This window comes from Microcoleus sp. AT3-A2, from assembly GCF_036705685.1.
GTDB lineage: Bacteria > Cyanobacteriota > Cyanobacteriia > Cyanobacteriales > Microcoleaceae > Microcoleus.
In genome coordinates this window covers 22,416-43,488 of record NZ_JAUBVF010000054.1, presented here as the reverse complement: position 1 = coordinate 43,488, position 21,073 = coordinate 22,416, and the positions used below count along the sequence as shown (strand labels likewise).

Annotated in this window: 18 protein-coding genes; 9 read left to right on the top strand and 9 right to left on the bottom strand. The window is 46.3% G+C overall.

Going from position 1 to position 21,073, the window contains the following annotated elements:
- Positions 1–271 precede the first annotated feature (271 nt).
- Entirely contained in the window at positions 272–1,357 is a 1,086-nt protein-coding gene (gene leuB / locus QUB37_RS23265; protein WP_333145250.1) for a 3-isopropylmalate dehydrogenase, read from the bottom strand.
- A gap of 119 nt (positions 1,358–1,476) precedes the next feature.
- Here leuB and QUB37_RS23260 point away from each other — a divergent pair, with 119 nt between their 5' ends.
- From QUB37_RS23260 to QUB37_RS23250, 3 genes are all read left to right on the top strand, one after another.
- Positions 1,477–2,319: a Uma2 family endonuclease gene (locus QUB37_RS23260; protein ID WP_242716859.1), complete on the top strand. Its 843-nt coding sequence runs from the start codon at positions 1,477–1,479 to the stop codon at positions 2,317–2,319.
- Between the two features lie 126 nt (positions 2,320–2,445).
- A complete protein-coding gene (locus tag QUB37_RS23255) occupies positions 2,446–3,651 on the top strand; it encodes a DUF4336 domain-containing protein (protein WP_333166628.1) in 1,206 nt (401 codons plus the stop codon).
- A 198-nt stretch (positions 3,652–3,849) separates the two neighbouring features.
- A complete protein-coding gene (locus QUB37_RS23250) occupies positions 3,850–4,500 on the top strand; it encodes a hypothetical protein (RefSeq protein ID WP_333166626.1) in 651 nt (216 codons plus the stop codon).
- A gap of 148 nt (positions 4,501–4,648) precedes the next feature.
- Here QUB37_RS23250 and QUB37_RS23245 read toward each other — a convergent pair whose 3' ends face one another.
- Together QUB37_RS23245 and QUB37_RS23240 are read right to left on the bottom strand one after the other, a co-directional pair.
- Positions 4,649–4,804 carry a transposase gene (locus QUB37_RS23245; RefSeq protein ID WP_333166624.1) on the bottom strand — a complete coding sequence of 52 codons (156 nt, stop codon included), beginning with the start codon at positions 4,802–4,804 and terminating at the stop codon, positions 4,649–4,651.
- 205 nt (positions 4,805–5,009) lie between these two features.
- Positions 5,010–6,803 (bottom strand): metallophosphoesterase family protein, encoded by a 1,794-nt coding sequence (locus QUB37_RS23240; protein WP_333166621.1) that lies wholly within the window; start codon positions 6,801–6,803, stop codon positions 5,010–5,012.
- Between the two features lie 324 nt (positions 6,804–7,127).
- Between QUB37_RS23240 and QUB37_RS23235 the strand changes: the two genes are divergently transcribed.
- Both QUB37_RS23235 and QUB37_RS23230 read left to right on the top strand, forming a co-directional pair.
- On the top strand, positions 7,128–8,105 hold the full coding sequence (locus tag QUB37_RS23235) for an acetamidase/formamidase family protein (RefSeq protein WP_333166619.1): 978 nt from the start codon (positions 7,128–7,130) through the stop codon (positions 8,103–8,105).
- Positions 8,106–8,261: 156 nt separating this feature from the next.
- On the top strand, positions 8,262–8,546 hold the full coding sequence (locus QUB37_RS23230; RefSeq protein WP_333166617.1) for a hypothetical protein: 285 nt from the start codon (positions 8,262–8,264) through the stop codon (positions 8,544–8,546).
- 253 nt (positions 8,547–8,799) lie between these two features.
- Here QUB37_RS23230 and galT read toward each other — a convergent pair whose 3' ends face one another.
- Both galT and QUB37_RS23220 read right to left on the bottom strand, forming a co-directional pair.
- Complete coding sequence (gene galT, locus QUB37_RS23225) at positions 8,800–9,846, bottom strand: galactose-1-phosphate uridylyltransferase (RefSeq protein ID WP_333166615.1); 1,047 nt, start codon at positions 9,844–9,846, stop codon at positions 8,800–8,802.
- 243 nt (positions 9,847–10,089) lie between these two features.
- Complete coding sequence (locus QUB37_RS23220) at positions 10,090–10,749, bottom strand: restriction endonuclease subunit R (protein WP_333166612.1); 660 nt, start codon at positions 10,747–10,749, stop codon at positions 10,090–10,092.
- Between the two features lie 284 nt (positions 10,750–11,033).
- On the opposite strand from QUB37_RS23220, the gene acs reads away from it, so the two are divergent.
- Positions 11,034–13,004: an acetate--CoA ligase gene (gene acs / locus QUB37_RS23215; protein ID WP_333166610.1), complete on the top strand. Its 1,971-nt coding sequence runs from the start codon at positions 11,034–11,036 to the stop codon at positions 13,002–13,004.
- Positions 13,005–13,114: 110 nt separating this feature from the next.
- Here acs and QUB37_RS23210 read toward each other — a convergent pair whose 3' ends face one another.
- A complete protein-coding gene (locus QUB37_RS23210; RefSeq protein WP_333145265.1) occupies positions 13,115–13,402 on the bottom strand; it encodes a hypothetical protein in 288 nt (95 codons plus the stop codon).
- A 43-nt stretch (positions 13,403–13,445) separates the two neighbouring features.
- On the opposite strand from QUB37_RS23210, the gene QUB37_RS23205 reads away from it, so the two are divergent.
- The 3 genes from QUB37_RS23205 (at position 13,446) to QUB37_RS23195 (ending at position 16,099) form a co-directional block, all read left to right on the top strand.
- Positions 13,446–14,024 carry an ACP phosphodiesterase gene (locus QUB37_RS23205; protein WP_333166608.1) on the top strand — a complete coding sequence of 193 codons (579 nt, stop codon included), beginning with the start codon at positions 13,446–13,448 and terminating at the stop codon, positions 14,022–14,024.
- Between the two features lie 96 nt (positions 14,025–14,120).
- A complete protein-coding gene (locus QUB37_RS23200; protein WP_333166606.1) occupies positions 14,121–15,017 on the top strand; it encodes a thermonuclease family protein in 897 nt (298 codons plus the stop codon).
- 293 nt (positions 15,018–15,310) lie between these two features.
- Positions 15,311–16,099, top strand: a complete 789-nt coding sequence (locus QUB37_RS23195; RefSeq protein WP_333166604.1) for a class II glutamine amidotransferase — start codon at positions 15,311–15,313, stop codon at positions 16,097–16,099.
- A 44-nt stretch (positions 16,100–16,143) separates the two neighbouring features.
- Here the strand turns inward: QUB37_RS23195 and QUB37_RS23190 are convergent, their stop codons facing one another.
- The 3 genes from QUB37_RS23190 to QUB37_RS23180 form a co-directional block, all read right to left on the bottom strand.
- On the bottom strand, positions 16,144–16,257 hold the full coding sequence (locus tag QUB37_RS23190; RefSeq protein ID WP_333166602.1) for a WG repeat-containing protein: 114 nt from the start codon (positions 16,255–16,257) through the stop codon (positions 16,144–16,146).
- A gap of 224 nt (positions 16,258–16,481) precedes the next feature.
- Complete coding sequence (gene uca / locus QUB37_RS23185; protein ID WP_333166600.1) at positions 16,482–20,099, bottom strand: urea carboxylase; 3,618 nt, start codon at positions 20,097–20,099, stop codon at positions 16,482–16,484.
- A 284-nt stretch (positions 20,100–20,383) separates the two neighbouring features.
- A complete protein-coding gene (locus tag QUB37_RS23180; RefSeq protein WP_333100284.1) occupies positions 20,384–21,025 on the bottom strand; it encodes an urea amidolyase associated protein UAAP2 in 642 nt (213 codons plus the stop codon).
- Positions 21,026–21,073: the final 48 nt, after the last annotated feature.

The following is a 21,073-nucleotide window of genomic DNA, read 5'->3' as shown; positions in this document are numbered from 1 at the left end:
CGACTGATTGTCGGTATGATCGAATCAATGACGTGGCAATCGCCTGACTCACTCTTTTAAGATACAAGGGGCGGGTTTTACCAACCATAATCGCCAAAAATTAATAATCTTATAAACCCGCCCTCACCCAACGGTAAGCCTCAATGTACATTTTTTTCCTGCGATCAAAGTCAAGGTTGATATAGGTTATTAGTTGTGTGGGGGCGGGTTTATGAGGTTGTATGCGTGCGTCGAATATTATTCGTAAAACCCGCCCCTACCAGACCATTGCTCAACCTTGCAAAACTTCAATTAAAGCATCGCCCATTGCCCGACAGCCGACGAGTTTCATGCCTTCCGACATGATATCACCAGTACGATAACCCCGATCCAAAACTTCTACAACTGCTTGCTCAATTTTATTAGCAGCTTCCGGTTGATTTAAGGCGTAGCGCAGCATCATTGCCGCACTCAAAACTTGGGCGATGGGATTGGCTTTATCTTGTCCGGCGATGTCCGGTGCGGAACCATGCACGGGTTCAAAAACTCCCGGCCCGCTTGCTCCCAAACTAGCAGAAGGCAGCATCCCAATGCTACCAGTTAGCATCGCCGCCGCATCGGAAAGAATGTCGCCGAATAAATTGCCCGTGACAATTGTATCGAACTGTTTCGGCCAGCGAATTAACTGCATGGCGGCGTTGTCAACGTAGAGGTGAGAAAGTTCGACATCAGGGTATTCTGAAGAAAGGGCAATAATACGATCGCGCCACAGTTGCGAAACATCCAAAACATTCGCTTTATCAACGGAACACAGCCTTTTTCCCCGCTTCCTGGCTGTTTCAAAAGCGACTCGCCCGATTCTATCAATTTCCGACTCGGTGTAAGCCATCGTATTGACACCGCGTTTTTCGCCTGTTTCCGTCTCAAAAATACCTTTCGGTTTGCCGAAATAAATGCCGCCTGTGAGTTCGCGGATGACCATAATATCCACGCCTTCGACAACTTCCCGTTTCAAACTAGAAGCATCAACCAATTGCGGTAAAATAGTCGCAGGACGCAAATTGGCAAACAATCCCAATCCGGCGCGCAGTCCTAATAATCCAGTTTCCGGGCGCTGTTCGCGGGGCAAATTATCCCACTTGTAACCGCCAATTGCTGCTAACAATACTGCATCGCAGTTGCGGCATTTTTCCAGTGTTTCTTCTGGCAGCGGATTGCCTGTTGCATCAATAGCAGCGCCGCCCATTAAAGCTTCTTGAAATTCAAAGCCGATGTCCAATTGTTGACCGACAAGTTTCAGGACATCTACCGCCACAGCGATAATTTCAGGGCCGATGCCGTCTCCTGGTAAAAGAGTGATGCGGTAGTTTTGAGTCATATCGATTTTGGAGGTTTGATTTGAGATTTGAGATTGAGAGTTAATGGGAATTCTTTGGAAATGCAAGACATTCTCACAAGGCTATAATCATATCAGGATAAGCAACCTCAGAATTCATTATGACATTCCCGACTTACCCGCCTGCTCAAGCTGAACCGCCTTTAGACCCCCGGCAGAGTTTGCCAACAATGTATGATTTACCTAGCGAAGACCCAAAGGAGCCCGGTTTGCCCGATACATTTCATTTAGATCAGCCGCAACTCTTGGAATTCACCTTTTTGCCGCCGGGATGGGATGCGGAACAAGTCTTTACAGCCAGTGACCTAAATTTGTATTACGATGCAACACAACCGCGCTGGCATAAACGCCCGGATTGGTTTGCTGCGGTGGGTGTGCCAAGGCTTTATCAAGGGCGCGATATGCGTTTGAGTTATGTAGTTTGGCAAGAACGGGTAAATCCGTTTGTGGTGGTGGAATTGCTATCGCCGGGCACTGAAGATGAAGATTTAGGGCGGACTGTTCAGCAAGCTGGGGAACCGCCGACTAAGTGGCAAGTTTATGAACAAATTTTGCGGATTCCTTACTATTTTATTTTCAGTCGCTACACGGATGAATTGCGAGCTTTTCATCTTGTAGGAGGCCACTATGAACCGGCAGAATTAATTGATGGGCGGTTATTTATTCCTGAGTTGCAGTTGAGTTTAGGTTGGTGGCAAGGCACTTATAAGAGTATGAATCGGTTGTGGTTGCGGTGGTTTACGGCCCAAGGAGGGTTGATTTTGAGTCCGGGTGAAAGGGCGACGGCGGCGGAACGGCAACTGATTGAATCTCAACAGCAAGTAATTGAAGCTCAACAGCAACTGACAGAATCTCAACAGCAACTGACAGAATCTCAACAGCGAGAGGAAAGACTAGCGGCGCGGTTGCGGGAACTAGGCATTGATCCTGAACAGTTGGTTTAATAGTTCTCGCACCCAGGCCTGGTGAAACCCGTTTTCAACTCCTCGAATCCGCGCAACAGGAGTGAAATAAGATAAAAACAGTTCGATCGCACGCACGTACAAAAAAATCGGCAAGGAGTCGCACCAGTGGCAGAGGGCGAAGGCATACCAACATCAGCACAGATTGATTATCGGGACTATTCTTGGGCATTTTGGCCAGTTGTCCCCCTCTATCCCTACAGCAAGCGGCGCACCATCCGCAAGGAAATAGTCAAGGACACAATCTGGACTTTTGACCAGCTACAAGGCATTTTTTACGTGATCGTCCCGATTCGGATGACAGTAATTAAACTAGAACCCGAAGGCCTTCTCGTCTACGCCCCGGTTGCACCGACTCCTGAGTGCATCCGCTTGGTAAAAGAGTTAGTAGCAGAGCACGGCGAGGTGAAGTACATCCTGCTGACAACGGTTTCGGGCATCGAGCACAAAGTTTTTGTCGGCCCCTTTGCGAGGTGTTTTCCCGAAGCGCAGGTGTTTGTCGCCCCGCAGCAGTGGAGTTTCCCGGTGAATTTGCCGCTGAGTTGGCTGGGTTTGCCGGCGAAACGCACCTCTGTACTGCCGTTTGACAGCAGCAACACGCCGTTAGCGGATCAATTTGACTGGGCAATTCTCGGCCCCCTCGACCTCGGTTTGGGCAGATTTGCCGAAGTTGCGTTATTTCACAGACGATCGCGCACGCTGATGTTAACAGATTCCATAGTTTCGATTCCCGAAAATCCGCCCGCGATCGTCCAACTCGACTCTTACCCGCTGCTGTTTCACGCCAAAGAAAGCGCCTCGGACATTGTGGCAGACACCCACGAAAATCGGCGCAAAGGGTGGCAGAGAATCGCCTTATTTGCCATGTATTTTAGCCCCAGCGTGCTGGAAGTGCCACCGTGGTCGGAGGTATTTGCCAGCGCACGCAAAGCGCCAGAACGCTCTAGGAAAGCTTATTTCGGGTTGTATCCGTTCAAGTGGAAAAGAGATTGGGTGCGATCGTTTGAGGCTTTGCGGGGAGGAGGGCGGTTGTTTGTGGCGCCGATTTTGCAGACTTTGATTCTCAACCGCGCGCCGAGGGAAACTCTTGATTGGGTGGATCAAGTGGCGAGTTGGGACTTTCAAAGGATTGTACCTTGTCACTTCGATGGTGCGATCGACTCCCGGCCGCGTGAATTTCGCCAAGCATTCTCGTTTCTGGAAAAGCACTCGCCTGTTAATTCCTTACCCGAAGACGATTTTAAATTGCTCAGGCAGATTGATGCGGGTTTGAATAAAACTGGTTTGGTTCCGCCTGCGAAAGACAAGATTTAATCTTACATCTTCCACCTTTGTTAAGCACAGGCAAGATGCCTGTTCCACACAACTCAATTTTCTTGTGGAACGGGCCGGAGAGCCCGTTGCTAAACAGGTAATTAAAAAGGGTGCAACATCTCAGTTTCATCTTATACCAAGTTGCGTTCAGACGTACAATCATAAGTGATACCAAATTGGGGTATAAACCGTAATTCCATGAATAAGAAAAACTTTTTGCTGGTACTCTGTCTGTTGCTACCAAGCCTAGTCATAGGCTGCAAGCAGCCACAAACCTCTCAACAAACATCAAGTCCCTTTGTCCCCACACAAACCACGACCATCCCAGGTTGGAAAAAATTTGAGGGACGCGGTGTACAATTGCAGTTACCGGAGAGTTATAGCGGCGGAGATCTCAGCCAATATCTGGACGTGGTGGTTCAGAAGCTGGAATCTTTGGGGCCCTACTATCAGCAGGTAGCTCAGTCACTCAAACAGAATCCATCCGCATTCGTCATCTGGGCTTTTGACTCGAAGGTTAGTAAAGCAGGTTTTCTGAGTAATGTCGCTATTGCTATAGAGTCAGTTGGACCTACAGTGACAATAGATACATACTTGGATCTGATTCCTAAACAATTACCCAGCGAATTTCGTGTCGTGGAGCAGAAGAAAGTGTCGCTTGACCGCTATCAGGCAGGTCAGATCGTGATAGAAGCAACAATTTCCGGTGTAACTGCCAAACAGATAATCTACACGATTAAGCAAGGGAGCAATATGTGGATTGTTGCATTCTCTACCACTGCTGAGGAATTTGAACAGCGCAGGCCAACGTTTGAACAAAGTATTAACACGTTTTCAGTGAGCGATTAGCTCGACTTTTTTTCCAGCGAACATTGTAGGTCTGTTGTATAAGCTGATACTAAGTTGCTTTCAAAGAGCTTATTCTAAAATGTGGGAAATAAGTCATTGAGCGCAAGCGTTCCGGATTAGATGCTAGATTGACAAGTCCATGACAAAGTTAATCGACTACCTTAGACATTGACTTGAATATTCGGTTATTAAAGTAGTTTTCTCGTAAATCTTCCCACAGATGTTCAACGGGCATTAATTTGGGGCTATAAGACGGTTGAGTCAACAGCCGAATATTTTCGGAAATTTCCAAATTATTTGACATTTATCACCCTCAACTAGATTCTACATCACAATGCAACTTGGTATTACATCTTGCAGCATTCTTAAGAACAGGCAAGAGGCCTGTTCCACAAAACTCAATGTTATTGTGGAACGGGCTCTCCGGCCCGTTGCTAAACAGCTAATTGAGAATAGTGCAACATCTCAGTTGACTCAGATATCTGTAGGGACACGGCAACGCCGTGCCCTTACCTTTCGCACTTAAACTCATCAAACTTCACCACTTCAGACTCCGGTTTCCGCGTATCAAAATAGTAGCTGCTAACCGTACCATCGCCCGTATCAAAAATAGTAAAAGCCGTAATATCATTGCTATCAATATACGGCAGCGGCCGCCCATCTTCTGCCAACAATGGTGCAACAGTCGGCACCACAGGTTCCAATCCGTTCGGGTCTCCAATAGCGCTGTAATCTTCCCGATATCCCGGCGGCACAAATCGGCGCTTTTCCCCCGCAAAAGCACCGTAACTGTTGCCCACATTAGAAGTCTCCAAAAAGTGCATTCCGCTGGAACTGACAAACCGATTCCACAAGTGCGAATGTCCGTAGAATACCAACTGCACCCCCGCTGTTTCTAGTAGTGGCACTACATCCCGAATCAGATAATCTTGCTGTTTCGGATACTCGTAACGCACCATTTTAATCTCGCCATCGAGAGCGCGATCGACTATTTGCACTGGATCAGTATAAGCAGGTACAATATTGTCACCCAGAGAATGCGGCGGGTAGTGAAACATCACAATTTTATATTTTGCCTGCTGGAATTCCGCACTTTTTAACTCTTGTTGCAGCCAATTATATTGAGCGCTACCCTTGACAATCGGCTCAAAAATATGCTGTCCGTATCCCCATTTTTCGGGATTATTAAAATCTTCGTCCCGTTCGCGATACCTGCCTCTGGCACCCGGATCTAAATTCGGAGTCCGCCAGATATTCGCAACGTACAAAGTCACTAACCGCACGTCGCCAAAAGTCACAGCATAGTAATTTTTGCCTCCCGGTAAATTGAAAATCTCGTCATAGGTATCGCTATTAAAAGTATTGTTTTTTAGCCATATTTCGCGCACTGAAGGGTCATTATTGGGATTCAAAGATGCAGGACGTTGAGCGTATATTTTCTCGGCAGCGGCGCGGGGAAAAGGATCGTTAAATTGGTCATCGAGTTTGCTGTGGGTTGCAAAGCGACCCATGATTTCGTGATTGCCAATGGCGGGGAATAAAGGCGCGTGTTGGATCAGTTCGCCGCCGCTGTAAACGGTTTTGATGCCGTTTTTGTCGAGTTCGGAAAATGCGCGACCTTGCAGAGAGGGAAAAAAGGCGCGGCCTCGGTCGTCGTCAAACCATTCGGAAGCGCGATCGGGTATATTAACTAAATCCCCTGCCATAAAAACCGCGTCAACTCTCCCAATTGTTTCGGCTACTTTCTGGAGATTTGCTGCTGTCATAGGCATCAATTGATGGTCGGAAGTTAGGAGAATTTTGAGCGCACTTCCTGCTGCTGGTGTGGGAGAAAGAGTGAATATTTTGCTGGTGACAGATGCGCCGTCTTTCCTTTCGCTGGTGACTCGATAAGGAATGCGAACACCGGGCATTAAATTGGGGACTTCTGCTTCGTGGCGCCAGATGTCGCGGACAATTGGATTGCTGTCAATTATGCTTTGTTTGATTTCATCGGAGATGCGCGAGTCTTTGTCTTCGCGAGTGTGGCTTAGCTTGGTAGTATTTGCCGTCACAACTTGATTCAAATTTTCGCCGTAAGCAACAGTGTTGCGAGTACCAGCAAACTCGGTGAACCAGACAACTCGCACCGAGTTTGCTGTTGGAAGTTGCAAAAACGGATCGGTTAAAAGCTGAGGTTTGTTAAGGTAAGATTGCATCATGAAACCTAGCAATAGGACAATCAAAATCAAAACACCAAAAAACCAGGGATTGCGAGAATAACCTTGAGAAATTTCTACTTTATTGGGCAATGGTGTCAACATAAGTCATTAGCCATTATTTTGTAGGGGCGCGTTTCAGAAGCCAAACAGAACTCCCCTCCCAAATACATATAAACTCGCTCCGCCAACTTTAAATTTTAAACTACCAACATTATCAAAAAGTTAAGAAATTAGTAAAATATCTCACATCTAACAAACTTCAACCATTTTTTCACATCTTCTGATCTCTCAATTCTCTTTCTCTGCGCCCTCTGCGCCCTCTGCGGTTCCTTAAAAAAAATTATCAAAAATGATTGAGACTTACGATATAACATTCTTAACACCCTTCCTTCAATCTAAAATCTAAAATCTAAAATCTAAAATCCCATGACCCGCCACCTTCTCAAAGCTAACTGCAAAACCGTACACTTGGGCGGTTTTTCTCCGAATATCGAACCTGCTTTAAGAGTGGATTCGGGCGATCGCATCGATATCGAAACCTATTCAGGATATTATGTTGCTGACAAAGCGCCGCCCGAATTTCTCACCCCCGAATTTTTAGATATTTGTCAGAATTTGCCTCCCAACCGCAAAGTTGGCCCTGGGCCCCACTTGCTGACAGGCCCCATTTATGTTAACAATGCCGAACCGGGAGACGTTTTAGAAATTCACATTGAGGATGTTTACCCGATTTTATCAGTAGGATTTAATGCAATTCGCGCGGGATGGGGAGCTTTACCAGAGTATTTCTCAGAACCTAAATTGCGGTTTATTCCGCTAGATTTAGAGCAAAAAAATGCTGAATTTCCTGCAGGTAGCGGCATTCGGATTCCCCTGCATCCTTTTTTTGGAATTATCGGCGTTGCCAATGCAGAAATCAACCGTTCTTCTATTCCTCCAGCGCGCTACGGCGGCAATATGGACAATCAGGAACTCCAAGCAGGAACGCGGTTATTTTTACCTGTTTTTATGCGGGGCGGTTTACTGTCCATCGGCGACGGACATTCGGCACAAGGAGATGGTGAAGTTGACGGTACTGCTATAGAAACTTCGATGAATGGGACTATTCAAATCATCTTACGCAAGGATTTATTTCTGATATTTCCGTTTGCAGAAACGCCCACTCATATTGTGATTATGGGATTTGGTAGAACATTAGATGAAGCGTTTGAGATGGCGGTAAAACAGACGGTTTATTGGCTGCAAAAGTTTGCAGGTTTCCAAGAGGAAGATGCTTATGTTTTGTGTTCCCTCGCGGTAAATTTTCGGATTACGCAGGCTGTCAACAATCCTCAAAAAGGAGTTCACGGAATGATGCCCAAGTGTATTTTACCAGAGGTGAAAATTATTGGTCACGGAGTGTGAGGTAGTATAATAACACGCGATCGACCAAAAAATTAGGATCGCGATCGCACAAACTACACAAATTTGTCACTGCTGTGGTCGATCGGGAGCGCGATTCTGTTGACAATTAAGGTTAAAATGGGATAAGTTACAAAATCTACCTAAATCGAACTCAACATGAAAAACCAGACTGACGATGTTGCCAAAAAAGATTTAGTCGATCGAGCTTTTGGGAGTGCAGAAATACCCGATCCGACAGCGTGGGTGCACGAACATTATTTTCTGGCTAATTTCGCCGATACTCTGGCCCACATCCAAGAACATATGTCTGAAGACAGTTGCGACATCGGCGAGAATTGTGACTCCGGTGAGGGGATATTATCGATCGATGCCAAAATTAGAGATATGTTGAGAGCTACTTTTAGCGACGACGGCTGGCAGTATGTCGAAAGTTTATTGTGAGTTTGGTACAATCCCTAAGTATTTGTACCTTCATAAGTTGACCTCGTAAATGATACCACTTTCACAAAAGAATGCAACTGTAGCCGGGTGATCTAAACCCTTAGATCATTCTTGATCCCCAATTTTTTAATCTCAAATATCAAATCTCAAATAATATCACTTTCCTCCCCCAAGACAGACTCGCAATTCAGACTGCCTGCGTGCATTTCCACCTCAATTTGAAGTAAATTTGACTGTTGTGATGTAGGATACTTTAGATGGGGGGGAAATTACTGTCGCTAGGAATTTCGATCGATCGCAAAAACGCCGCACTTTCTTCTGGCAAAGCAGTATTGATAAACATCCCGCTGCCCAACTCAAACCCAGCTTGCTTGGTGACTCTGGGAATAATTGCAATGTACCAGTGAAAGTATTTTGTTGCCCGTTGGGCGATCGGCACAGATCGAATATTATAGTTGTAATCGGGATTGTTCAATCCGTAATAAAACTTAGCCAGTACAGTTTTCAAAGTATCAGCAAGATCCGTAATTTCCGCATCAGTAATTTCATCAAACGAAGAGGAATGCCGGCGCGGAAAAATCCAAGTGTGAAACGGTGAAAGTGCAGCGTAAGGGATAAAAGCCACAAAATGTTCACTCTCACAAATCACTCTTTCCTTCGCCGCTAATTCATCTTCCAAAGTCCGGCAAAACAGACATTCTCCGGTGTCATCAAAATATCTAATAGCTTCGTCGATGCGGCTACGAAATTGGCTGGGTACAACTGGCGTCGCTGCTATCTGCGAGTGGGGGTGTTCCAGAGAAGTTCCGGCAGTTTCGCCGTGATTTTTGAAGATAATAATTGTTTCAATGTAAGAATTTTTTCTAATTTCTACATAGCGCTGGCGGTATACTAAAAGTATGTTGGCAACTTCTTCCACACTCAACAAAGCTGTCGTCAAATCGTGTCGCGGATGTTCTACAATTACCTCGTGAATGCCGATTCCCGCCATCGTGCGGTGAATGCCCGATGATATCCTCATCCATTCTGCTGTCGGGGAGAGGGCGGGATATTTGTTGCGAATTGCCCTGACTTTCCAGCCAGTGCGTGAAGCGAAGCTATCCCGTAGGGAATCGCCCAAACGGCAAGTTTCTAAGGTTCCATCTTCCTCATTTCCCACGCAAAACGGGCAATCGGCACGGTGCGGTGGCACTAATATTTCGCACTTTTTTTTGTTAGCGAATTGATCCGGTCTTGTCGCCCTTTCGGTGGCGATGATAACCCAATCTCTGGTAATTAAATTTTGTCTAAGTTCAGACATTTTCTTACCTTCAGTTTCCGGGTCAAATTCTATCTTATTTTAGAGAACAAATTGTAGTTTGTCACTCAAGAGAGCAAACTTTTAACAAATCTTAATTTATTATTAAAGCGGCAGTTTCTAAACAGAAGTTAACAACATTTGGAGCCAGCGATAGAGGGCGATTAGCGACTAAAGGTGTTTCCCCCGATGTTACAGAATATCTGTCTAAGCAGTAGGGGTAAGCACAGATTTTAACCGCAGAGATTAAGCCAACTGCAACTGCACATTCTGCAATTTGCAAATCGCTTTCAACACTTGCGCCAACAAGAGCGATCGCTCCCTGTCAGTCAAACTCAAGTCTGGTAAAATCTGATAAGTACAAGGATTGCCGCGCGTCAGATACACAAACTGATAGTTACGTCCATTCGTCGTCAATCCCCAAACAGACGATTGCTGCTGCAAACTTTTATAAGCATAAGTCAGCAATTGCGGCAAACCGGCCCAAGGATCGATCGCACTATTTTTCGCCTCGACTACCAAAATCCAAAACTGTGCCGCCGCGAGCTCTGCATCCGGCTGATTTACCGCTAAAATATCCAAGCGCCCTTTAATTAAAGTATCCCCATCCTCAACCTCGATCGGGATGCTATCTTCCATTGTCAGCACCACAGGAACTTTAAAAAATCCCGTTAATCTCATTAACGGTGAAAGTGCTAAAAACTTAACCAATTCTTCAGACACTTTACCTGCTTCTAGATACCGCCAAAAGTCATTGCTGATTTCCCACAGTTGCTGCTGTTCAAAATCCGTCAGAGGTTCCAGAGAGAAAAAATCAGTAAAACCTCCTCCTGTTTGTCTTTCCAATTTGAGAAGGCGGCGAACGTCGTTTAGCGAAAGTTGGCTTGCTTCTAAATTTTGGGTCATAGCTTTAATTTAATTAAATTTTACTAACTACCTAATTATAGCTGATATAACTTACCAAAAAGTATAAAAAATGTAGCACAATAATTAGTAACAATAATCAAGCATTAAATAGGCTAAAAAATCCTCTTCATCGGCGTTAAGCGGCCTTCATCGGCGAGAAAAAAAAGAACAACCTCTCAACCTATTACAAAATTTCCCAAAGTCTTAAGGAAAATAAACATACTTTTGCCCCAACTTATGCAAAGAATAGTTAAAAAGACTAACCGAAGTTAAAGTTAAAATCAATGTCACAAGATACCATCGAATCAATTCTTCATGAAAAACGCCTATTTCACCCGGCCGCTGAATTCTCCGAAAAAGCACACATCAAAAGCTTAGAAGAGTACCAAGCCCTCTACGATAAAGCCAAAGCTGACCCCCAAGCATTCTGGGCAGAACTTGCCGCCCAAGAATTGCACTGGTTCCAAAACTGGGATACCGTGCTCGACTGGCAGCCGCCTTTTGCTAAATGGTTTGTCAACGGCAAAATGAACATTTCTTACAATTGTCTCGATCGCCACTTAACCACTTGGCGCAAAAATAAAGCCGCCCTGATTTGGGAAGGCGAACCCGGAGACTCGCGCACCCTCACCTACGCGCAACTTCACCGCGAAGTCTGCCAAATGGCGAACGTCATCAAACAATTGGGAGTCCAAAAGGGCGATCGCGTCGGCATTTATATGCCCATGATTCCCGAAGCTGCGATCGCCATGCTAGCCTGCGCCAGAATCGGTGCAGTACACAGCGTTGTTTTTGGCGGTTTTAGTGCAGAAGCTTTGCGCGATCGGCTAAACGACGGCGAAGCAAAACTCGTCATCACCGCTGACGGTGGCTTCCGCAAAGATACCGCCGTCGGCCTCAAAACACAAGTAGACAAAGCATTAGCAAATAATGCCGTACCCAGCGTTACCAACGTTCTGGTAGTTCAGCGTACCAAACAGCAAATTGACATGGAACCGGGGCGCGATCTTTGGTGGCACGACTTGCAAAAAGACGCCTCCGCCGACTGCCCCGCCGAACCGATGGACAGCGAAGATATGCTGTTCGTACTCTACACTTCGGGAAGTACCGGCAAACCGAAAGGTGTCGTCCATACAACAGGTGGTTATAACCTTTATACCCACATGACAACCAAATGGATATTCGACCTCCAAGATACCGATGTTTACTGGTGTACTGCTGATGTCGGCTGGATTACTGGACACAGTTATATTGTCTACGGGCCGCTGTCCAACGGTGCGACAACTTTAATGTATGAAGGTGCTCCTCGCCCTTCAAATCCTGGCTGTTTTTGGGATGTAATTGAAAAATACGGCGTCACCGTTTTCTACACTGCACCCACCGCCATCAGAACATTCATGAAAATGGGCGAACACTTGCCCAACGCGCGCAATTTGTCCTCTTTACGATTGTTAGGAACCGTCGGCGAACCGATCAATCCCGAAGCTTGGATGTGGTATCAACGAGTAATTGGCAACTCGAATTGTCCGATCGTCGATACTTGGTGGCAAACAGAAACCGGGGGAATTATGATTACCGCTTTGCCCGGTGCAATTCCTACAAAACCCGGTTCTGCAACCCTACCGTTCCCCGGAATTTTGGTCGATGTTGTTGACCAAGAGGGCGAACCAGTAACTAACGAAAGCGGCGGTTATTTAGTGGTGAAACATCCTTGGCCGGGAATGATGCGGACGCTTTACAACGATCCCGATCGTTTTCGCCGCACCTATTGGGAATATTTGCACCCGAAAGATGGCGAATTCGTGTACTTTGCTGGAGACGGCGCGCACAAGGACAAAGACGGTTATTTCTGGGTAATGGGCCGCGTTGACGATGTAATTAATGTGGCCGGACACCGACTCGGAACAATGGAAGTCGAGTCAGCTTTGGTATCGCATCCAGCGGTGGCGGAAGCTGCGGTTGTTGGCAAACCGGATGAGATTAAAGGTGAGGATATTGTGGCTTTTGTCACGCTGGACAACTCCCAGCAACCTAGCGATGAATTGGCTAAGGAATTGAAGCAGCACGTTGTTAAGGAAATTGGGGCGATCGCCCGTCCCGGCGAAATTCGATTTACTGATGCTTTACCGAAAACGCGAAGCGGTAAAATTATGCGGCGGTTGCTGCGTTCTTTAGCTGCGGGAGAAGAGGTTTCTGGGGATACTTCGACTTTGGAAGACCGGACGGTTTTAGATAAGTTGCGGGGAGGTTCGTAGGGGTATGCAACCGCAGATTTTAGCTGATTAACGCGGATGAACGCAGATGAATTTCCCATCAGATCATCTGCGTTTATCTGCGTTTATCTGTGGTTTAATTGTTAATTGGTTTATTTACCGCGCCACAAATGAACCGCATCGGGGTTTATTTCCGATCTTACTTGCAGCCACTCCTCTAACAAGTAGTCATCATCGACTGCTTCTGAATGCTGTTCGTCTTTGAGAATTGCCAAGACGTGAACTCCAGACGGATAGTTGACATGACGGATTTCTGGGTCATATCCTAAGTCTTGAATTTTTGCTAAAATGCGATCGACAGCACCGGCAACAGTAAGATCAACGGCAAGAATAATTTGACCGAGTTTAGCACCCGGTTTTACACATTCCAGAACCGCCATTATTGTTTCTCCTTATGCTATCTTAGATATTTTTACTGTAGCAATGAATTATTTGGCTCATCTATTCTTATCAAAAGGCACGCCAGAATCCCTGATTGGCAACCTCTTAGGAGATTTTGTCAAAGGAACGGCTGTCAACCTTTATTCCGATGAAATTAGAAAAGGCATCGATTTGCACCGCAAAGTAGATACCTACACGGACTCTCACCCAATAGTGCGATCGAGTAAAAGCCTTGTTTGTGCCGAGAGACGCAGGTTTGCGGGAGTTTTGATTGACGTGTTTTACGACCACTTTTTGGCTAAAAATTGGCTGGAATATTCAGAAATTCCGCTTCCCGATTTTTCTCGCCATGTCTATAAAATCCTGCAAGACAACCGCGATATATTGCCTGAATCTCTCCAGCGGGTGCTGCCAACAATAATTTCCCGCGACTTGCTTTCATCTTATCAGGAAATTGCCGAAATCGGCATCACTCTTACAAGAATGTCGGCCCGAGTCAAGCGGACAAATAACTTGGCAAGCGGCATAGAAGATTTGACAGCTAACTATCAGCGCTTAGAATCAGATTTTCGATATTTTTTCCCCGACTTAATAAAATACGCCACAGTTGACAAATATTAATACAAACAACAAAAATTACAGTTGCTATTGATAGCGAACTCGTGTATGATTCAACCGATATGTGCATGAAATCTTAAGTGCAACAGGGTTGAAAATATGGCAACCAGAATTCCGAGCCTGCAAATAACTAAAGTAGTTGATGGCGACAGCATCAAAATTTCTCTCAACGGCAAAACCGAGTCTCTGCGGCTGATTTGCGTCGATACAGAAGAAAGTCATCCGGGAGGCTCCAAACCTGTAACTGCGGCGGGGAAAGCAGGTACGGAAATGGCTAAAAAATACTTCGCCACAGCAGATGGCGGACTTGCTCAAATTGACATAGAATTTGATACAGACGATGCGGTTGAAGTGGCTCTACAAAAACACCGCGACAACTACGGGCGTCTCCTCTGTTACGTACATAAAAATGGAGAAAATTACAATCTTAAACTGATTGAAGAAGGCTGGAGTCCCTACTTTGTCAAATACGGGCGCTCCAGATTGTATCACCGCCAAATGACTGAAGCAGAATCGGCAGCAAAAGCTTACAATCTGATGATTTGGAATCCGATTATTAATGCCAAAATTCCTTCTCGCAACTATGCTAATTTACTGCCTTGGTGGTCGATGCGAGGCTCGATTGTTGAAGAGTTTCGGTTGTCGGAAGCAACGGCAGGAGCGCTTTCTTTGAGGTTGCACTACCCGAAAATATTAGCTGCTTCTGAGAAAGCTAAATCTATTACTATTTTCTGCGATTTGCAGGCGGGAATTACTAAATGGATCGGCGGCAGCGCTCTGATTTATGCTGGCTCAGTTTATCATAAATTAGATTTGTGGATACCGGATGCTGAAACTGATGAAAGAGCTCCATTGAAGCGGCTAATCGAGAAGCGTTATGCGGGTCTGGGACGGGGATATGTGTATGTCAGTGGGAAGGTAGAACAGTACAAAGGGAAGCCTCAAATAGTTTTGAAGGATATCAAACAACTTTCAGATTTTCCCCCAGAAAATTGAATCTTACATGAATTTAATTAAAAAAATTGCAGCACAAAGGGAACGATGAAGACTGTTCTGCGGGGAACGCGATTGAATTTTGGGCGATTCCCTACCGCAACGGGCTCGCACGCGCGTTCGGGATAGCTTGGCTTCACGCATTTTTTAAAATTTAAGTAGCATTATGGTTGAAAATCCAAAATTATTGTGTTTTTTTTATAAGGCTAAATCAATTCATACTATAATAGTATAATCGCAAGTCTGTAGCTGCCAATAGCTGCGACATCCATTCAAACTCCAGAGATTTAAAAGCTATGTGCCAATTACTGGGAATGAACTGCAATGTTCCAACAGATATTTGCTTTTCTTTTGAGGGTTTTTCTGCAAGAGGTGGCAGAACAGACGTTCATCAAGACGGTTGGGGAATTGCTTTCTTTGAAGGTTTAGGATGTCGCCTTTTTATAGACTCAAAACCTGCGATTGCTTCTCCGGTTGCTGAAGTAGTGCGCCGCTATCCCATTCATTCAACTAACGTCATTGCTCACATCCGCAAAGCTACGCAAGGCGCAGTTGCTTTGGAAAACTGCCACCCTTTTATTCGGGAACTTTGGGGACGTTATTGGGTGTTTGCTCACAACGGCAATCTCGAAAACTTTTATCCAGAATGTGCCGGAGTTTACAAACCGGTTGGTAAAACTGACAGCGAAAAAGCATTCTGTTTGATATTAGAAAAGCTGCGCTCCTCTTTTCCTCAAAGTAAGCCTGCTGTAGCGGAAATTTACCCGGTTTTGGAGGAAATTACTAAAAGTTTGGCAGAACACGGAATTTTTAATTATTTACTTTCCGATGGAGAACACTTGTTCACCCATTGTTCTACTAATCTGCATTATATTGTGCGACAAGCACCTTTTGCTAGCGCTCACTCGATCGACGAAGATGTAACTGTCGATTTCCGGGAATTGACCAAGGAGGACGATCGCGTGGCTGTTATTGCGACTTTTCCGCTGACAGATAACGAAGTTTGGACGCAAATTCAGCCGGGAGAATTGCTGGTATTTCAGGATGGTTTGCCCGTCAATTCTGGGCTGCTGGAGTTAAGTTAACGAGATTTAAACAAATTTAAAGCCTAAACAGAGCATCGAACCTGCTAAATAACCAGCTTTCCAGCTTGATTGATGAAGCCAGATTTGCTATCGCGCTTGACAGCGGCTAAGCCTTCTGAAAAACTGCCGACAGCGGAAACTTGGGGGCGATCGCCCACTAGCCTGTTTGATTGATGTATCCGCACCCTTTTGAAGCCCTAACTGCTGCTAAACCTTCATTAATTGAGCCGGGGTTGCACAATTTGATGATGATGCTTGTGGGGTGTCCCGCCTTCAGTGAAAATATACCTGACTGGCTACGATATCCCATGCCACAAAACAATCAAAATCATCCCCCAATTATCCAACGGCTTCTACGGTTCCCGAAGTGACAACAGAGGGATTAATTCGGTTGAACAGCCGCTAAAATTTGTCCTGCTGTCACCGTTTGTCCCTTTTCACAAAACAACTCGGCAACAGTGCCGGCAACATCAGCAGTAATAGCAATTTCCATTTTCATCGCTTCCAAAATTAACAGGCGATCGCCCTCTGCAACCGCATCTCCAACATTAACCAGCACCTGCCAAACATTGGCCGAAACGTGAGCGACAACAGCCTCACAACCGATCGGCAAAGTAACCTCCGCCGCTGTTTCAGAAGCCACATCCGCCGAGGATTCTGCTGCTGATTCAGCTTCAAATTCCCCGGATGCGGCCCAGCGATCGCGCTCTGCATTAAATGCGGCCTGCTGCTGCGCTTTAAATTCAGCCACACTGCCCGCAATAGAATGCAAAAACTCATTGTATTCTCTCAAATTAAAAGTAATTTCCTCAACCTTTAATTTAAACTTCCCTTCGATAAATGCTTCCCGACAGCGGTGCAATTCCTCATGGGAAACCGGATAAAATCGGATTTGGTCAAAAAAGCGCAAAAGCCAAGGTTTACCAGACTGGAAATCCGCCGTTTGTTTGAACCGATTCCACATTTGCACCGTGCGGCCGACAAATTGATAACCTCCGGGCCCTTCCATCCCGTAAACGCACAAATACGCGCCGCCAATGCCAACTGCATTTTCAGGAGTCCAGGTGCGGGCGGGATTGTATTTAGTTGTAACCAAACGGTGGCGCGGATCGAGGGGAGTTGCGACGGGCGCGCCTAAATAAACGTCTCCCAAACCCATCACTAAATAGCTAGCATTAAATACAATTTCTCTGACTTGTTCGATGCTGTCAAGCCCGTTTATGCGGCGAATAAACTCAATATTGCTGGGACACCAAGGTGCATCCGATCGCACAGACTGCATATATTTTTCAATGGCCAACAGCGTCGATTCATCTTCCCAAGATAAAGGCAAGTGCACAATTCGCGCCGGAACTTCCAAATCCTCGATCGCCGGAAGTTCCGCCTCCGCCGCAATCAGCGCCTGCATTAGCTGCTGTTGCGAAATCTGGCGGCCCTCAAAGTGAATTTGGAGCGATCGCATTCCCGGCACTAATTCGATAACACCAGGCAACGGATTTGCTTTCAACTGTTCCATCAATGCGTGCGCCCGAAAACGCAAATTTAAATCCAGCACCAACGGGCCGTATTCAACTAGAATATATTTATCCCCAGCTTGACGGTAAGTAACAGCAACCTGTCCCGGAGATTCGGGAATTTCGTGCAAAATTGGAGAAGCGAGAACTGCGGGCAATTCCTCCGCATTTTCCCCAAAAACAGGCAAGCAAAAAGTAGCAATTTGCCTATCTTGTGCTAATTCCCGCTGCAAAGCTTCAGCAAAACTCAAACAGTGAAAGCGAATGCTGTCCCCCGGTTTCAGTTGCCCGATTTTCCACAATTCCGACTGCACAATAGTAGCAGGACAGACAAAACCTCCCAAACTCGGGCCGTCAAGACCGAGAATTACAGGCATATCGCCCGTAAAATCGATCGTGCCGATCGCGTAAGCATTATCGTGAATGTTAGACGGGTGCAAACCCGCTTCCCCGCCGTCTTGACGCGCCCAGGTGGGCTTCGGGCCGATCAGCCGAATGCCCGTCCGCGTCGAGTTGTAATGCACCTGCCATTCTGTAGAGAAAAACATTTCGATGTCTGACTCAGTAAAGAAATCCGGCGCGCCGTGAGGCCCGTACAAAACGCCTATTTCCCAATTATTGCTGTAGGTGGGAATTAGTTCCGGAGGCAAAGATAATTCCGCTTCCAGAGTTGCAGTTTGAAGCAGTTTAAGCACATCTCCCGGACGCAGCGTCCGCCCCGCGTGTCCGCCAAATTTGCCCAGTACAAAAGTTGATTTGCTGCCCAAATAATCGGGGACATTAAAGCCGTGTTTGACCGCTAAATAAGCGCGGTAGCCGCCGCCTTGAATGGCTTTTAACTTGAGAATGCTGCCAGCTTTTACGGGAATAGCTGTCCAAAACGGCACCGATTCGCCGTTTAGCGTTCCCTTCATAGTTGCACCAGTCAAACTAATAACTGTATCGGCATTAAAGCGCAGAGTTGGGCCTGTCGCTGTGAATTCCAATCCTGCTGTCGATTCGGGATTTCCTACTAAACGATTTGCCGATCGAAATGCCAGATGATCCATCGGCCCAGAAGGCGGCACGCCAACATCCCAATAGCCGATCCGCCCCGGATAATCCTGAATGCTGCTGTAGGTTCCCCCATCCAATACATCGATCGTTAAAGGTGCGTATTCAAAAGAGTTTAAAAAGCGCGTGCTCAGTTCGCCCCGGCTGAATCGGGAATCGTCCAAAATCTGGCGGAGGTAATCTAAATTAGTTTCAATTCCCGCTATTTCACTGGCATCTAAAGCAGCTTTGAGTTGAGCTATCGCCTGGGTTCGATTATCCCCGCAAACGATTACTTTGGCTAGCAGCGGATCGTAAAAAGGAGTAATCTCTGTGCCTGTTTCTATCCAACTGTCGCAGCGGACGTTTTCGGGAAACGCCACTTGATTCAGCAACCCGGAACTAGGCTGAAAATTCTTGCCGGCATCTTCCGCATAAATTCGCACCTCAATTGAGTGTCCCTGCGGTCGATAGCGGTACTCTTCCAGGGGGAACAAATCTCCAGAAGCCTGTTTTATCATCCACTCAACGAGGTCGATGTTGTTGACAGCTTCAGTAACGCCGTGCTCAACTTGCAAGCGCGTGTTGACTTCCAAAAAATAAAACTGTTTCGCCTCGACATCAAAGACAAATTCAACAGTACCGGCTGACTGGTAATTGACCGCTTTTCCCAACCGCACTGCTGCACTGTACAACTGATTTCGCTGTTCGTCGCTAATAGCAGGGGCGGGGGTTTCTTCAATTACTTTTTGATTGCGCCGCTGCACCGAACAATCTCGCTCGCCCAAGGCTATGACATTTCCTTTGCCATCTCCAAAGATTTGGACTTCTATGTGCCTAGCTGTTTGAATGTATTTCTCTAAAAAAACACCGCTTTGTTTAAAATTGCTTTGACTCAAACGCTGTACTTTTTCAAATGCTTCTGCCAAATCTCGATCGCCAAAACAAGCCTGCAAACCAATGCCGCCGCCGCCTGCGGTACTTTTGAGCATCACCGGATAGCCGATCGCCCCAGCCGCTTTTTCCGCATCCTCCAAACTTGCTAAAAGTTCGCTTCCGGGAGTTAGCGGCACTTGATTTGCAGCGGCTATTTCCCGCGCGGTGTGCTTCAATCCAAAGCAGCGCAACTGACTCGGAGTCGGGCCGATAAATGCAATATTTTCGCTTGCACAAGCTTCGGCAAATTCAGCATTTTCGCTCAAAAAGCCGTAACCTGGATGGATAGCTTGAGCTTTAGTTTGGCGCGCAACTTCGAGAATGCGATCGAACCGCAAATAACTCTCGGCTGCGGCGGCTGCACCGATACAAACGGCTTCGCTGGCGGCGAAAACGTGCTTGGCGCGGGCGTCGGCTTCAGAATATACTGCTACCGAAGCAATTCCGAGGCGATCGAGCGTGCGGATAATTCGGCAGGCAATTTCACCGCGATTTGCAATTAGAACTTTCTTAAACATTTGGGTAATTGTATAAATCTTTGATTGATAAGTCAACCGCAGATGTAAGGGAGATGAACGCAGATAAACGCAGATAATTTCCAGATAGGAAAGCTTGGGAATGCTATAGCAATCGTAAATGAGTTGTAAATTTTTGACCCCACCCCTGCCCTCCCCTTAGTAAGGGGAGGGAGCAAGAAATTCACAAATGATTTAGGATGGCTATATGCAAGTCTTTTGGGGCAATTGGGAAGGACGGTAACAATAGTGCTAGCGTCCCCCTCTCTGCGGGCATACTAATTAGATTACACGGAATCCCAAACAATCAACTGAATCGGGGTAGGATTGTAAGCATTGCAAGGATTGTTCATTTGCGGGCAGTTTGAAATAGCAACTAGCGCGTTCATTTCGGCTCGCAAATCAACTGTACTTCCCGGATCGGAGATGCCGTCAACAATTTCTAGGGTGCCGTCTTCGCTAACGGGAACATTCATAAAGAAGTTGATGTTGCTGACTAAATCTCGTTTGCCCAAACCGTAGGGAAGAATTGCGGCGAGGAAATTTTCAACGCAGGCGTGCTGGTATTTTTTATCTAGTCCAAACCGCACTGAGTTGCTTTCGCAGCTACAGGCGCCGCCGGAGGTATCGTGCCGCCCGCAGGAGTCAGCAATTATGGTCATCATGGCTCGCCCTTCGTTGGAAATGAGTTGGCTGTTTGTAGTGACAAAGATGTTGCCTTGATTGACGATCGTATCGGGGGCGCTGTAGCGTTCGGAAGGGTCATCGGCATTGTAAACTAAAAAATCTACTGCTTGATTTCCGCCTAAATCTACAATGCGGAGAATCTGTCCTTTTTTGATGACGCGAGACCAGGGATGTCTGGCGGGTAAGACTTCGTTGTAAATTGCTGTTTCTGGATCGAGAGTTTGTTGGGTGGTTGCAGTCATGGTTCACTTTTTGTGATGGAATTGCAGATTTTTTTACCGCCGATTGGT